General features: G+C 70.3%; 8 protein-coding genes. 6 read left to right on the top strand and 2 right to left on the bottom strand.

The window, feature by feature from the left end; all coding sequences use genetic code 11:
* Positions 1-155: 155 nt before the first annotated feature.
* Together C4U44_RS22465 and C4U44_RS22470 are read right to left on the bottom strand one after the other, a co-directional pair.
* A complete protein-coding gene (locus C4U44_RS22465; RefSeq protein ID WP_103887759.1) occupies positions 156-1,394 on the bottom strand; it encodes a beta-1,3-glucanase family protein in 1,239 nt (412 codons plus the stop codon).
* A 279-nt stretch (positions 1,395-1,673) separates the two neighbouring features.
* The gene (locus C4U44_RS22470; protein ID WP_456052791.1) at positions 1,674-3,812 is read right to left on the bottom strand and encodes a discoidin domain-containing protein; all 2,139 of its coding nucleotides are present in this window, start codon (positions 3,810-3,812) and stop codon (positions 1,674-1,676) included.
* Positions 3,813-4,151: 339 nt separating this feature from the next.
* On the opposite strand from C4U44_RS22470, the gene C4U44_RS22475 reads away from it, so the two are divergent.
* The 6 genes from C4U44_RS22475 to C4U44_RS22500 all read left to right on the top strand — a co-directional run bounded on the left by C4U44_RS22475 (position 4,152) and on the right by C4U44_RS22500 (position 14,777).
* Positions 4,152-5,417 carry an FUSC family protein gene (locus C4U44_RS22475; protein WP_103887760.1) on the top strand — a complete coding sequence of 422 codons (1,266 nt, stop codon included), beginning with the start codon at positions 4,152-4,154 and terminating at the stop codon, positions 5,415-5,417.
* A gap of 256 nt (positions 5,418-5,673) precedes the next feature.
* A complete protein-coding gene (locus tag C4U44_RS22480) occupies positions 5,674-9,951 on the top strand; it encodes a discoidin domain-containing protein (RefSeq protein WP_103887761.1) in 4,278 nt (1,425 codons plus the stop codon).
* Positions 9,952-10,254: 303 nt separating this feature from the next.
* Positions 10,255-11,691, top strand: a complete 1,437-nt coding sequence (locus C4U44_RS22485) for a chitinase (RefSeq protein ID WP_103887762.1) — start codon at positions 10,255-10,257, stop codon at positions 11,689-11,691.
* Between the two features lie 171 nt (positions 11,692-11,862).
* Positions 11,863-12,375, top strand: coding sequence for a mycothiol transferase (locus C4U44_RS22490; protein ID WP_103887763.1), 513 nt, complete (start codon positions 11,863-11,865; stop codon positions 12,373-12,375).
* A 178-nt stretch (positions 12,376-12,553) separates the two neighbouring features.
* Positions 12,554-14,272 carry an MFS transporter gene (locus C4U44_RS22495; RefSeq protein WP_103887764.1) on the top strand — a complete coding sequence of 573 codons (1,719 nt, stop codon included), beginning with the start codon at positions 12,554-12,556 and terminating at the stop codon, positions 14,270-14,272.
* Positions 14,273-14,303: 31 nt separating this feature from the next.
* On the top strand, positions 14,304-14,777 hold the full coding sequence (locus tag C4U44_RS22500; protein ID WP_103887765.1) for a MarR family winged helix-turn-helix transcriptional regulator: 474 nt from the start codon (positions 14,304-14,306) through the stop codon (positions 14,775-14,777).
* The last annotated feature ends 196 nt before the right edge of the window (positions 14,778-14,973 follow it).

A 14,973-nucleotide genomic window follows, 5' to 3' on the forward strand; every position in this document is an offset into this window, starting at 1 on the left:
GGCTGCGCCCCAGGTCAGCGAGTGTGGCGACCGCTCCGGGGGAGGCGGCGCCGCGGTGGAGCCACCGCGCGGGAGTCGTCACGCGGCGGCGTCCACCGCCTCGGCCGGGCCGCCCGGCGCATCGCCGAGGGCCGCCGCGGCCGGCGGCCGTGCCGCTACGCGCCGCCCGCGTTGCCCAGGGTGAGCGTCCAGGAGGTCGGCGCCGCGTCCTGGAGGTGGCCGTCCACCGGGGCGGCGCCGGTCGGGCCGACGTCGTCGTAGGGGAAGGCGTAGCCGATCGTGGCGTACTGGTGCACCAGGCGGGCGTAGTGGTTGGTCACCGGGTCCTGGTAGTAGCCGGAGGGGCTGACCCCGTCGGGCTGGTTGTCGCCGCCGGCAACCAGCAGGGAGCTGCGGTTGAGGGCGGCGGCCAGCCGTGCCGCGACCGCGCCGCGCGCGTCCGATCCGGAGTTGTACAGCGGCCCGCTGGCGCAGCCGAAGATGTCGACCGCGCTCGGGCGGGTGAACGCCACCCCGTCGTCGTTCAGCCCGCCGAAGACGAACGCGTCGCCGGACACCGTGCCGGAGTAGGTGCCGGAGCTGCCCTGGGCGTTCACGGTCAGCGGCGTGCCCGCGTAGTGGCTCCACACCGCGTCGAGGTAGGGGTCCCAGTAGCCGCCGAAGTCGGTGGGGGAGTGCGACGGGGCGAGGATCCGCAGCGGCGCGCCGCCCGAGCCGGTGGCGACGAGCTGGTCCCAGGGGGCGCCGTCGGCGGCGTGCTGGGCCTGGAGCCCGGAGGCGATGGAGGCGAGGGCGCCGTCCGGCAGCGGGCTGACCGACTGGTTGCCGCCGGCCCCGGTGCTGGCCATCGCGATGGGCAGCGCCACCATGTCGACGTAGCTGATGTTGGCGTAGAGGTTGGCGCTGTTGAAGGTGAACTCGGCGAACGTCCACTGCGTCTGCCAGTTGGGGTCGGAGCTGGTGAACCCCGGCTGGACCAGGCCCGGTACGCCGCCGGAGCCGCCGGGCGGGTTGACGAAGAACTGGATGCGGTCGTCGACGGAGAACCAGACGCGGCCGCCGATGACGTACTCCTGGAGCGGGACCGTGGTCGCCGCGGAGCCCGAACCGCCCAGCGGTATCGCGTAGTCGGGGACGGGGGTGAGCACCGACGAGGGGCTGGGCAGCCGGTTGAAGGCGCCGTCGGCGCCGACGAATCCCGGCCAGCCGGATGCGTCGGAACCGCTGATGTAGGCGTATACGGTTCCGCTGCCGGACCGGTTGGCGAGCGAGACCGGCAGCGAGGCACCGGCGGCGGACGCGCGGGGGGACAGCGTGGCGAGGCCGGTCGCGGCACCCGCCGCGGCGAGACCGGTGCCGCCGACCACCTTGACGAATGATCGTCGAGAGAGCACGAACTCCTCCTGCGGGGTGTGGGGGCGCGGGTGGCGCGTCGCACCACCGGCGTACCCGTCGGTAGGAATGTGGCCCTCCACTATTGGCCTGAACCAATGCCCGGGGCAAGGGGTGTTGCGCGATCCTGTGCGATCGCGTGCGATTGCGCGAACGCGCGCGGACGGGATCGCACGGGACCGGTCGCACCGGATCCACCGGGTACGCCCGACCGCGGCACGGCCCGGCGGGACCCTCCCAGGAGGAGCCCGCCGGGCCGTCGCCCTCAGGCGCGCGGGCCGCTACTGCAGCACGCGCACGTAGTCGACCAGCATCTTCTGCGGGAAGACGGAGGTGGCGTCCGGGGCGCCCGGCCAGTCACCGCCGACCGCGTTGTTGAGGATGATGTAGAAGGGGTGGTCGTAGATCCAAGGGCCCCTGGTCTGCTCCAGGTTGGCCTTGTCCACGGTGAAGAAGGCGTTGCCGTCCACCGAGAACGTCATGTGGCTGGAGTCCCAGTCCAGCGCGTAGGTGTGGAAGTCGGTGGAGAAGTCGCTGCCGGCCACCGTGTAGGGCGAGCCGTCGCCGTTGCCGCCGTTGTAGGCGGGCGCGTGCAGCGTGGAGTAGACGGCGTCCGGGACCTTGCCGACGTGCTCCATGATGTCGATCTCGCCGCACTGCGGCCACGGCGTACCGGTCTTGAAGTTCGAGCCCAGCAGCCAGAACGCGGGCCACAGGCCCTGCGTGCCGCTCACCTTGATCCGGGCCTCCACGTGCCCGTAGGTGAAGTTGAAGTGGTCCGAGGTGTTGATCCGGCCCGAGGTGTACCCGGTCGAGGTCTTGTCCGCCTCGATCACCAGGTTGCCGTTGCCGTCCATCGTGGTGTTGTCGCCGTTGGTGTACGTCTCCAGCTCGCCGTTCTGCCCGTTGCCGGGGTCCTGGCTCCACTTCGAGGAGTCCGGCTCGCTGCCCGCCGCGCCGTTGAACTCGTCGTCGAAGACGGTCTTCTCCGGGTTGCCCGGGTTCGGCGGGGTGGCCGGCGGCGGGGTGGGTTCGCCGCCGGTGCCGTACACGTCGAAGTCGTAGAGCGAGTAGCCGTAGCCGTTGCTGCGCGCGGTGCCGTACATCCGCACGTAGCGGCCGGTGCCGTCGACGTTCAGGGTCTCCTTGAAACCCTTGCCGCTGGTGGTCGAGTAGATGCTGGTCCAGTTCGTGCCGTCGGCCGAGGTCTGGATCTGGTACGACGTCGCGTACGCCGGGTCCCACTGCAGGACCACCTGGGTGATGTGCGCCGTCGCGCCCAGGTCCACCTGGATCCAGCCCGGGTCCACCCAGCCGTTGACGTCACTGGTCGCCCAGCGGGTGGCCGGGTCGTGGTCGAAGGCCTTCGCGGGGGTGCAGCCGCCGCAGTTCGCGTCGTCCTGGTACGTCGAGGCGGTGGCCGGCTTGCCGTACGACAGCAGCGTCGCGTCGCCGGGCGGGGGAGTGGTGCCCCCCGTGCCGCCGCCGGTGCTGCCGCCCGTGCTGCCGTCGCCCCCGGTGAACACCTGGAACTCCCAGAGCGAGAAGCCGTACTGGGTGGCCCGCTGGGTGCCGTACATCCGCACGTAGCGGCCGGTGCCCGACAGCGTGATCAGCTCGGTCGCGCCTGGGCCGGTCGTGGTCGAGTACACGTTGGTCCAGTTCGTGCCGTCGCCGGAGACCTGGATCTGGTACGCCTTCGCGTACGCGGTCTCCCAGTTCAGCTGCACCCCGCAGATCGGCTGGGACGACCCGAGGTCGACCTCCAGCCACTGCGGGTCGGCGGCCGCGCTGGACCAGCGGGTGCCGTTGTCGCCGTCGACCGCGTCGGCGGCCGGGGTGCCCCCGTTCTCCGTGGAGGAGGCGGTCGCCGTCTTGTGCAGTGCCGCGTTCGTGGTGGAGCAGGCCGCGTTCGAGGTGCCCGCTGTCCCGAACACCTGGAACTCCCACAGCGACACGCCCCACTGGGTGGCCCGCTGCGTCGTGTAGAGCCGGACATAACGCCCGGAACCGTTTACGGAAACCGTCTCGGTGCCGCCCTTGCCGGTGGTGGTCGCGTAGGCGTTCGTCCAGTGCGTGGCGTCGGCGGAGGTCTGGATCTGGTAGGCCGTCGCGTACGCCGTCTCCCAGTTCAGGGTGACGGAGCTGATCGTGTCGGTGGCGCCGAGGTCGACCTGGAGCCACTGGGGGTCGGACGCGGCGCTGGACCAGCGGGTGCCGGTGTTGCCGTCGACCGCGTCGGCCGCCGGGGTGCCCGCGTTCTCGGTCGAGGAGGCCGTCGCCGGCTTCCCCTGCGAGAGCAGCGTGCTCGCCGCCCGCGCCGGGCTCTGCGTGATCACCAGCGTGAAGGCGGCGACCAGCGCCGCGACGCACGCGAAGATCAGGGAACGGGTGAGATGTCGGGGATGGGGTCGGGACAGGTGTGGGGGGTTGCCGGTCACGGCTTTCTCCTGGGTGTCGCGAGCGAGAGAGCGCTCTCTGAATGGTGTGATGATTACGGCGGTGTTGATGACACGTCAAGAAAGTGAACGAGATTCGTGGCATCGGCTGTTGGTGCGTCCAAGAGCTCGACGCGGGGGCGGGGAGCGGAGCGCGGTGCGGGGGCGCCGGTCGCGGCCGTGCCCGCGGGTGCCCGCCTGTTCCGTACCGGCGCTGCGCGGCTGACCGTGCTCGCCCGCGCGCCCTCCGTGCCCGGGAAAAGATCGACCCTAGGCTGACCCCGCAGTGATGAGATCGTCGCGAGCGGGAAAGGGCACGGGATGCCCGACGTACCTGAACCCATGGTCAAACTGGTCCGCTGGACGGCCGAGCCGGTGGCCGCGCAGATCATCCGGTCCACGGCCGCGGCCGTCTTCGCCTACCTCGCGGCCATCTGGCTGCTGCCGCAGCCGGTCCCGCTGACCGCACCGCTCACCGCGCTGCTGGTCGTCCAGGTCACCCTCTACTCGACGTTCATGACCGGAATCCGCCGGGTCAACGCGGTCGTGGTCGGCGTGCTCATCGCGATCACCTTCAGCGCGCTGGTCGGCCTGAGCTGGTGGAGCCTCGGCCTGATCATCCTCACCTCGCTGCTGATCGGCCGGGTGGTGCGGGTCGGCGAGTTCGAGGTGGAGGTGGCGATCTCCGCGATGCTGGTGCTCGGCGTGACCAAGGTGGCCACCACCGCCTGGGACCGCGTCTACGAGACGCTGATCGGCGCCGGCGTCGGCCTGCTGTTCAACCTGCTGTTCGCCCCGCCGGTGTGGGTGCAGTCCGCCGGCGGCTCGATCGAGGCGATGGCCCACCGGATGGGGCAGCTCTTCCGCGACATCGGCGGACAGGTCGCGGGGCATCTGACGGTCGAGCGGGCCGCGGCCCGACTGCACGAGGCGCGCCGGGTCGACCACGACATCGCCGAGGTGGACGCGTCCCTGCGGCAGGCCGAGGACAGCCTGCGGTTCAACCCGCGGGTGCGCGAGGGGCTGCTGTCCCGCGTGGTGCTGCGCACCGGCCTGGACACCCTGGAGATCTGCGCGGTGGTGCTGAGGGTGCTCTCCCGCACGCTCACCGATCTGGCCAAGGAGCGCACCGGCGAGACGCTCTTCTCCGAGGAGGTCGCCACCGAGCTGGAACGGCTCTTCGACCACGTGGCGGGCGCGGTCGAGAGCTTCGCGGTGCTGATCACCACGCAGATCGCGGAGAACGCCCAGACCGCGGAGGACCGGCTCGCGGAGGCCCTGGCCGGCGCCGCGGAGGTGCGCGATCGGGTGGCGGACCTGCTGCTGGCCGGGGTGCAGCGGCATCCGCGGCAATGGCAGTTGCACGGGGCGCTGCTGGCGGAACTGGACCGGATCCTGGACGAACTCGCCGTCGAGAAGCGCTCCGAGCGGCTGGTGGAGGAACTGGACCGGCAGTCCACGGAGATGAGCGAGCGGCATCCGCGCATGGCGATGATGTGGCGCCGGCTCAGCGGCAGGAGTGCGGTACTGCGCGCCTCGGCCCCGGTGCGGGCCGCCTTCCGCAGGGATCCCGGAGAGGACGACTGAGGCGTCCGCCCCTTCCCGGCCGCGCGGGTTGCCCCGGGTGGCCCGCGGTCCGCTGCGCGCGGGCGAATCGTTGCTGTCACAAGGATAGACGGAGCCGTAGCGCGTCTGTAACACTCTGCCAACGCGCGCGCAAATTATGAGCAGATCCACGATGGATCTGCATGGGAACAGTGCAACTTCAATGGCTCGATCCGCACGTTTCGGATTGTGCAGTCAGTGAGTCTCCTTCATCCGGACCACGACACAGAGGGACGCTATGAGACCCAAGCGCTCCATTCCGCGGCTGATGGCTGGGGTGACCGCGGCCGGCCTGCTCCTGCTGGGCGTCCAGGCCGTCCCCGCCACCGCGGCTGGGGGATCGCACGCGGTGGCGGCCAGGACCGCCGCGGCCAGCAGCACCGGCGGGAGCAACACCGCCGCCCACCTGAACGACGGCAACCAGTCCACCTACTGGGAGAGTTCGGGCAAGGCCCTCCCGCAGTGGGCACAGATCGACCTCGGCAAGGACAAGGTCGTCGACCAGGTCCGGCTCAAGGTGCCCGCCTCCTGGAGCAAGCGCAGCGAGACGATGGCGCTGCAGGGCAGCGAGGACGGCGTCAGCTTCGACACGCTGGTCGGCTCCGCGAAATACACCTTCGACCCGGGCAGGGGCAACACGGTCACGGTGTCCTTCCCGGCGCAGAAGGCCCGCTACCTACGGGCCGACGTGTCGGCGAACTCCGCCGGCCGGACCGCGCAGCTCTCCGAGATGACCGCGCAGGCGGCCGCCGCCTCCACGGTGAACCTCGCCAAGGGCCGCCCCACCGCCGAGTCCAGCCACACCGACGTCTACCCCTCGGGCAACGCCGTCGACGGTGACGCGAACACCTACTGGGAGAGCGCCAACAACGCGTTCCCGCAGTGGTTGCGGGTCGACCTCGGCAGCGCGGTCCCGGTGAACCAGGTGGTCCTGAAGTTGCCGCCGGCCACCTCGTGGGCCACCCGCACCGAGACACTCGCGGTCCAGGGCAGCACGGACGGCTCCACCTTCTCCGACATCGTGGCCTCGGCCGGGTACACCTTCAACCCGGCCGGCGGGAACACGGTGACGATCACCTTCAACTCGACCACGACCCGCTACGTCCGGTTGAACGTCACCGGCAACACGGGCTGGCCGGCCGGCCAGATCTCCGAGTTCGAGGTGTACGGGCCGACCACCGGTGACACCCAGGCGCCCACCGCGCCGGCCAACCTCGCCTACACGCAACCGGCTTCGGGACAGGTCAAGCTGACCTGGAGCGCGTCCACCGACGACACCGGCGTCACCGGGTACGACATCTACGCCAACGGCACCCTGCGCACCTCGGTGGCCGGCAACGTGCTGACGTACACCGACAGCCAGCCCGACACCGCCACCGTGACGTACACCGTCAAGGCGCACGACGCGGCCGGCAACCAGTCCGCGGCCAGCAACAGCGTGACCCGTACCGGCACCTCGGGGGACACGCAGCCGCCGTCCACGCCGTCGAACCTCGCGTACACCCAGCCCGCGAGCGGCCAGATCAAGCTGACCTGGAGCGCGGCCAGCGACAACACGGCCGTCACCGGCTACGAGGTGTTCCGCAACGGCACCAAGGTGGCCACCACGGCGGGTGACACGCTCAGCTACACCGACAGCCAGCCGGACTCCGCCACCGTCGCGTACTTCGTGCGCGCCGTGGACGCGGCCGGCAACGAGTCGGGCAACAGCAACACGGTGACCCGCAACGGCACCGCCTCCAACGGCACGAACCAGGCGGTCGGCAAGCCGATCACCGCCTCCTCCACGGTGCAGAACTTCGTCGCCGCCAACGCCAACGACGACGATGTGAACACCTACTGGGAGGGCACCGGCACCAGTTCGCTCACCCTCCAGCTCGGTGCGAACGTCGACACCAGCCAGGTCGTGGTGAAGCTCAACCCGTCCAGCGCCTGGGGTGCGCGCACCCAGACCATCGAGATCGACGGCCGCGAGCAGTCCGCGACCGGCTTCAGCCAGATCTCGGCGGCCAAGCAGTACAGCTTCGACCCGGCCACCGGCAACACCGTGACCATTCCGGTCACCGCGCGGGTCGCCGACGTACGCCTGACCTTCAGCAACAACTCCGGTGCGGGCGGCGGCCAGGCGGCCGAGGTCCAGGTGATCGGGGTGCCCGGGCCCAACCCGGACCTGACCGTGAGCACGCTGACCGCCTCCCCGGCCGCCCCGGTGGAGACCGACCCGATCACGCTGAGCTCGACGGTCAAGAACATCGGTACCAACGCGTCGACGGCCACCAACGTCAACTTCTACCTCGGCACCACCAAGGTCGGCACCGCCAATGTCGGCGCGCTGGCGGCCGGTGCGAGCACCACCGCCTCGGTGAACATCGGCGCCAAGGACGCGGGCAGCTACCAGCTCACCGCGAAGGTCGACGAGGCCAACTCGGTGGTCGAGCAGAACGAGACCAACAACAGCTTCACCGCGGCCAGTCCGCTGGTGGTCAAGCCGGTCGACACCTCCGACCTGCTCCCGGTCACCGCGTGGTCGCCGGGCAACCCGTCGGCCGGCCAGAACGTCACCTTCACGGTGGCGGTCAAGAACCAGGGCACCGTCGCCTCGGCGTCTGGCGCGCACGCCATCACCGTGTCGATCCTGGACGCGAGCAGCGGCAGCGTGGTCAAGACCCTGACCGGCTCCTACAGCGGCGCGATCGCCGCCGGCGCCACCACCGCCCCGGTGAGCCTGGGCAGTTGGACGGCGGTCAACGGCAAGTACACGGTGAAGACGGTCGTCGCGGTCGACACCAACGAGGTGGCGACCAAGCAGGCCAACAACACCGCGAACCAGTCCTTCTTCGTGGGCCGCGGCGCCAACATGCCGTACGACGCCTACGAGGCCGAGGACGGCGTCACCGGCGGCGGCGCGACGGTCCTCGGACCGAACCGCACCATCGGCGACCCCGCCGGTGAGGCGTCCGGCCGCGAGGCCGTGCACCTCGGCGGCAACGGCCAGTACGTGCAGTGGACCACCCGCGCGTCCACCAACACCCTGGTCACCCGCTTCAACATCCCCGACGGCACCGACTCCACCACGCTGGACGTCTACGTCGACGGGACCCTGCTGAAGACGATCAGCCTGACCCCGAAGTACGAGTGGCTCTACGGCGACGAGACGAGTCCCACCAACTCGGCCGGCTCCGGCGGCCCGCGGCACATCTACGACGAGGCGAACGTGATGCTCGGCACCACCGTGCCGGCCGGTCACACCATCAGGCTGCAGAAGGACGCGGCGAACACCGCGGCCTACTACAACATCGACTACATCGACCTGGAGCAGGTCACCGCGACGCCGAACCCGGACCCGACCAAGTACGTGGTGCCGGCCGGCTTCACCCAGCAGGACGTGCAGAACGCCCTGGACACCGCGCGGCAGGACACCACCAAGCTCGGTGTCTACCTGCCGGCCGGGACGTACCAGATGTCGAGCAAGTTGACCGTCTACGGCCGTTCGATCAAGGTGATCGGCGCGGGCCCGTGGTTCACGCAGTTCACCACGCCGCAGACCCAGGAGAACACCGACGGCGGCTTCACGGTCCAGAGCACCGCGAACGGTTCGACCTTCACCGGGTTCGCCTTCTTCGGCAACTACACCAGCCGCATCGACGGGCCCGGCAAGGTCTTCGACCTGAACGGCGTCTCCGGCCTGACGATCGACAACCTGTGGGTCGAGCACATGATCTGCGGGGTGTGGGCGACGAACGTGGACAACTCGCAGTTCACCAACCTGCGGATCCGCGACACCTTCGCGGACGGCGTCAACCTGACCAACGGCTCCACCGGCAACACGGTCAGCAACGACGAGGCGCGGTCCACCGGCGACGACAGCTTCGCGCTGTTCCCGGCCATCGACAACCACAACGAGCAGGAGACCGGCAACACCTTCTCCAACCTCAGCGTGCAGACGGTGTGGCGCGCGGCGGGGCTTGCGGTCTACGGCGGTGGCGGCAACACCTTCAGCAACCTCTACATCGCCGACAGCCTCACCTACCCGGGTGTGACGATCGGTTCGCTGGCCTTCGGCGGTATCCCCGCCCTGGGCTTCGAGTCCTCGCCGCAGACGAACTTCTCCAACATCACGCTGGCCAGGGACGGCGGCCACTTCTGGGGCGCGCAGACCTTCCCGGCGCTGTGGATCTACTCGGCGGAGTTCAAGATGCAGGGCATCCGGATCAGCAACGTCGACATCAGCGATCCGACGTACTCCGGGGTGATGTTCCAGACCAAGTGGAACGGCAGCACCCCGCTGAACCCGATCACGGACACCGTCATCTCCGACCTCTCGGTCACCGGCGCGCACAAGAGCGGCGACGCCTACGACGCGAAGTCCGGTTTCGGCCTGTGGGCGAACCCGCAGCCGGAAGCCGGGCAGGGGCCGGCCGACGGATCGGTGACGATCAACGGGCTCACCGAGAGCGACAACGCGGTGGACATCGAGAACACCACGTCCACCTTCACCATCAATGTCAGCAACTAGCGGGCACGGCCCGCTGGTTGCCCTGAGAGGAGCCTGACCGGAGGGATCGGCGGCGGCCGGCGGCAGGAGGAGCCGGCCCGGCCCGGGGCGGGTCCGCGTTCGCACCGTGAACGCGGGCCCGCTCCGCCCTGCGCCGGAAAGGGGGCCCGCTCCCGGCTGCCTTCAGTTGGTGAACGCGGAGGTCTTGACGGGGCATTGGTCTAGTCCTACCTTCGCCGATACGCCGTCAGTCACGTCGGCGTCCCCCGTTCATTCACATGAACGCGCGGGTTCGGCTGTCCGTCACGGAAGGCCCTCCCCCACATGAGAAGACCGCGTCCGAAGCTCAAGGCGTTCGGTGCCCTGCTCGCCACCCCCACGCTCGCGGCGGGCATCCTCTTCGCCGCCGGCGGCACCGCGCACGCGGCGGCGAACCCCGGCCCCGGCTTCCCCGCCCAGTACGCCGCCCCCTACGCCGAGGTGTGGAACTCGCCGTCGGCGCTGACCACGGTGCGCAACGCCACCGGGCTGAAGTACTTCACCCTCGCCTTCGTCATCGACGGCGGCGGCTGCAACGCCACGTTCAACGGTGACACCTCGATCACCGACGGCAGCTGGACCTCCGCGATCAACACCCTGCGCGGCGCGGGCGGCGACGTCATCGCCTCCTTCGGCGGCGCGTCCGGCAGCGAGGAAGCGCTGGCCTGTACCTCGGTGTCGGCGCTGGAGACCCAGTACAAGCGGGTCATCGACGGCCTGAACCTCACCCGGCTGGACTTCGACATCGAAGGCAGCGCGCTGGACAACACCACCGCCAACGACCGCCGCAACACCGCGCTGGCCGACCTCCAGCAGCAGTACGCCGCCCAGGGCAAGAAGCTGGACATCGACTACACGCTGCCGGTCGACCCCAGTGGCCTGGAGTCCAACGCGATCAGCCTGCTGAACAACGCCAAGAGCCACGGGGTGAACGTCAACCTCGTCAACATCATGACGATGGACTACGGCGGCTCCCAGGACATGGGCAACGCCGCGATCAGCGCCGCGCAGGGCCTGCACACCCAGCTCGGCCAGATATGGACCACCAAGTCCTCCGCCCAGCTCTGGGCGATGGAGGGCAACACCCCGATGATCGGCGTCAACGACACCTCCAGCGAGGTGTTCTCCACCTCCGATGCCACTGACCTGGCCAACTTCGCCAAGTCCAACGGCATCCAGGAGCTGTCCTTCTGGTCGCTGGGCCGCGACAAGGCGTGCGCGACCAACGGCGGTACCACGCAGGACACCTGCAGCGGCACCCCGCAGTCCGCCTGGCAGTTCTCCAGCACCTTCAACGGCATCACCGGCGGTGGCGGCACCACCCCGCCGCCCACCGGCGGGACCGGCCCGATCACCTCCGGGTACGCGGGCAAGTGCGTCGACGTGGCGAGCGCCAGCTCCGCCAACGGCGCCGCGGTCCAGCTCTACGACTGCAACGGCACCAACGCGCAGACCTGGACGGTCGGTTCCGACGGCAGCCTGCAGGCCCTCGGCAAGTGCATGGACGTCACCGCGGCCGGGACCGCCAACGGCACCAAGGTGCAGCTCTACGACTGCAACGGCACCAGCGCCCAGAAGTGGTCCACATCCGGCAGCACCCTGGTCAACGCCGGCTCCGGCCGCTGCCTGGACGCCACGGGCCCCAGCTCGGCCAACGGCACCCGGCTGCAGATCTGGGACTGCGCCGGCGGCACCAACCAGCAGTGGGCGCTTCCGTCCTGACGGCAGGGCGACCGTGAACCACCGGTCCCGGGCGGGGACGATGGCATCCGCCCGGGACCGGTACCCGTCCCGGCGACCGGCCGCGCCCCCCGCGGTGCGCCCGCCGGGCGGGCCGGGCGGCAAGAATGTCAGGGCTGGTGGAACCACCCCGACAAGCCGCTGGAGCACGTGATGAACACCGCTGAACTGCTCGCCGACGCCTACGGCCGGATCCAGGAGGCCGTGCACGCCGCCGTCGACGGGCTGACCGCCGAGGAACTGTCCGTGCGCTTGGACGACGGCGCCAACTCGATCGGCTGGCTGGTCTGGCACCTCACCCGGGTCCAGGACGACCACGTCGCCGAGGTGGCCGGGCGCGACCAGGTCTGGACCTCCGCCGGCTGGGACAAGCGCTTCGACCTGCCCTTCCGGGCCCGGACGATCGGCTACGGCCAGAGCGCCGCGCAGGCCGGAAAGGTCAGGATCGCCGACCCCGCGCTGCTCACCGGCTACTACGACGACGTGCACGCGGCCAGCCTGGACTTCCTGGCCGGGCTGGCCGACGAGGACCTCGACGAGGTCGTCGACGAGCGCTGGGACCCGCCGGTCACCCTCGGCGTCCGCCTGATCAGCGTGATCAACGACGACCTCCAGCACGCCGGACAGGCCGCGTACGTCCGGGGCATCCTGATGCGCCGCCGCTGAACCGCGCGCCGGTGACGCCCCGTCACCGAGCCGTCCGCGGGGGGAGCGTGGCCGCCCGGTGCGCGCTCCCCGCACCCCATCGGCGCCGTCCTTCCGCCCTGTGGGGCGATCGACCCCGATGCTAGGGTTACTTAACCTAAGTTAACTAACTGCTTTCCGGCTGGGGTGTGACCGCCGCATGGCGACCCAAGACGACACGACGAACCGAATACGGCGGCGCTCCCCGCGTATCGCCGCCGACCATCCGCACTACAAATGGGTGGCGCTGTCCAACACCACCCTGGGCATGCTGATCGCCACCATCAACTCCTCGATCGTGCTGATCTCGCTGCCCGCCATCTTCAACGGCATCCGGCTCGACCCGCTTCAGGCCGGCAACGTCAGCTATCTGCTGTGGATGCTGATGGGCTACCTGCTCGTCACCGCCGTCCTGGTGGTCACCCTCGGCCGGCTCGGCGACATCTTCGGCCGGGTGAAGATCTACAACGCCGGCTTCCTGATCTTCACGATCACCTCGGTGATCCTCTCCGTCGACCCGATGCACGGCGGCGGCGGCGCCCTCTGGCTGATCGGCTGGCGCGTCGCGCAGGCGGTCGGCGGCTCCATGCTCATGGCCAACGCCGCGGCGATCATCACCGACGCCTTCCCGGCCGGCGAGCGCGGCATGGCGCTCGGCGTGAACATGGTGGCCGGCATCGCCGGCTCCTTCATCGGCCTGGTGCTCGGCGGCCTGCTCGCCGAGTGGAACTGGCGCTCCATCTTCTGGGTCAACGTCCCGATCGGCCTGATCGGCACCGTGTGGGCCTACCGCTCCCTGCACGACACCGGTGTCCGCCGCCCCGCCAAGATGGACTGGTGGGGGAACATCACCTTCGCGGTCGGACTGACCGCGCTGCTGGCCGGCATCACCTACGGCATCCAGCCCTACGGCGGCCACACCATGGGCTGGACCAACCCCTGGGTGCTGGCCGGGCTGATCGGCGGCGTCGCGATGATCGTCGCGTTCTGCCTGATCGAATCACGCGTCGCCGAGCCGATGTTCCCGCTCAAGCTGTTCCGGGACCCGGCCTTCGCCGGCGGCAACGCCGCCACCCTGCTCGGCTCGATCGCCCGCGGCGGCCTCCAGTTCATGCTGATCATCTGGTTGCAGGGCATCTGGCTGCCGCTGCACGGCTACAACTACGACGACACCCCGCTCTGGGCCGGCATCTACCTGCTGCCGCTGACCGTCGGCTTCCTGGCCGCCGGCCCCGTCGCGGGCGCGCTGTCCGACCGGTACGGGGCACGGCTGTTCGCCGCCGCCGGTTTCGTGGTGATGGCCGGGTCGTTCGCCGGGCTGCTGCTGATCCCGACGAACTTCAGCTACTGGGCGTTCGGCGCGATGGTGTTCCTCAACGGCCTGGGCGGCGGCCTGTTCGCGGCGCCCAACACCTCGATCATCATGGCGAGCGTGCCCCCGGAGGCCCGCGGCGCGGCGTCCGGCATGCGGGCCACCTTCCAGAACGCGGGCATCGTGCTGTCCATCGGCGTGTTCTTCTCACTCATGGTGGCCGGGCTGGCCCGCTCCCTTCCGCACACCCTCAGCAGCGGGCTGACGGCGCAGAACGTGCCGGCGGCCAACGCCCACCAGATCGCGAACCTGCCGCCGGTCGGCACCCTGTTCGCGGCGTTCCTCGGGTACAACCCGATCCAGCAGCTGCTCGGCCCCGACCTGCTCGGCAAGCTGCCCAAGGCGAACGCGCGCACGCTCACCGGGCGGGAGTTCTTCCCGCACCTCATCTCCGGGCCGTTCCATGACGGCCTGGTCGTGGTGTTCGCCCTCGCGATCGTGATGTCCTTGGTGGCGGCGGGCGCGTCCCTGGTCCGCTCCCGCAAGGTTCGCGACGAGCAGAGCTGACACCGTACGGCCGAAGGAGGCGCCCCCCGCCATGAACGACACCGACGGGCGCGGGGGCGCCTCACCGGCCGCTGTCGCGCTGATCGTCGCCCGCCTGTACCGGCAGCTCGCGCAGGCGTCGGCGGACGATCTGAACCTGACCTACGCGCAACTGTCGGCGCTGGCCCGGATCGAGCAGCTCGGCCCGATCCGGCTCGGTGAGCTCGCCGCGATCGAGCAGGTCGCCGCGCCGACGCTCACCCGCACGGTGCGGCCGCTCGCCGAGGCGGGGCTGATCGGCAAGGCGCCCGACCCCTCCGACGGGCGTTCCTGGCTGGTCAGCATCCACGAGGAGGGGCGGGCCCTGCTGGGCCGGATCCGGCGCGAGCGGGCGGAGTTGCTCGCGCGTCGCATGACCCGCCTCACCCCGCCCCAACGGGAGGCCCTCACCGCGGCCCTCCCCGTCCTCGAGCTGCTCCTCACGGAGGGACCCCCACCTCCCGGAGTGCCCCGTCCCACCGGTTGAGGGACCGCGCGGTCGTATGCACCCAACCATGCCCCGCGCCCCTGGTCGGTGCCCCTCTTTCCGCGAAGGGAGCCGCACCCACCATCCCCCGCGAGCCTGGTCGGTGCCCCCCTTTCCGCGGAGGGAGCCGCACAACCCCAGGGGCGCGGGGAACTGCGCGAGCAACCACCGCGGACCGCAAGGTCCCGTAGCAGCA

Source organism: Actinacidiphila yanglinensis (assembly GCF_900107965.1).
Taxonomy (GTDB): domain Bacteria; phylum Actinomycetota; class Actinomycetes; order Streptomycetales; family Streptomycetaceae; genus Actinacidiphila; species Actinacidiphila yanglinensis.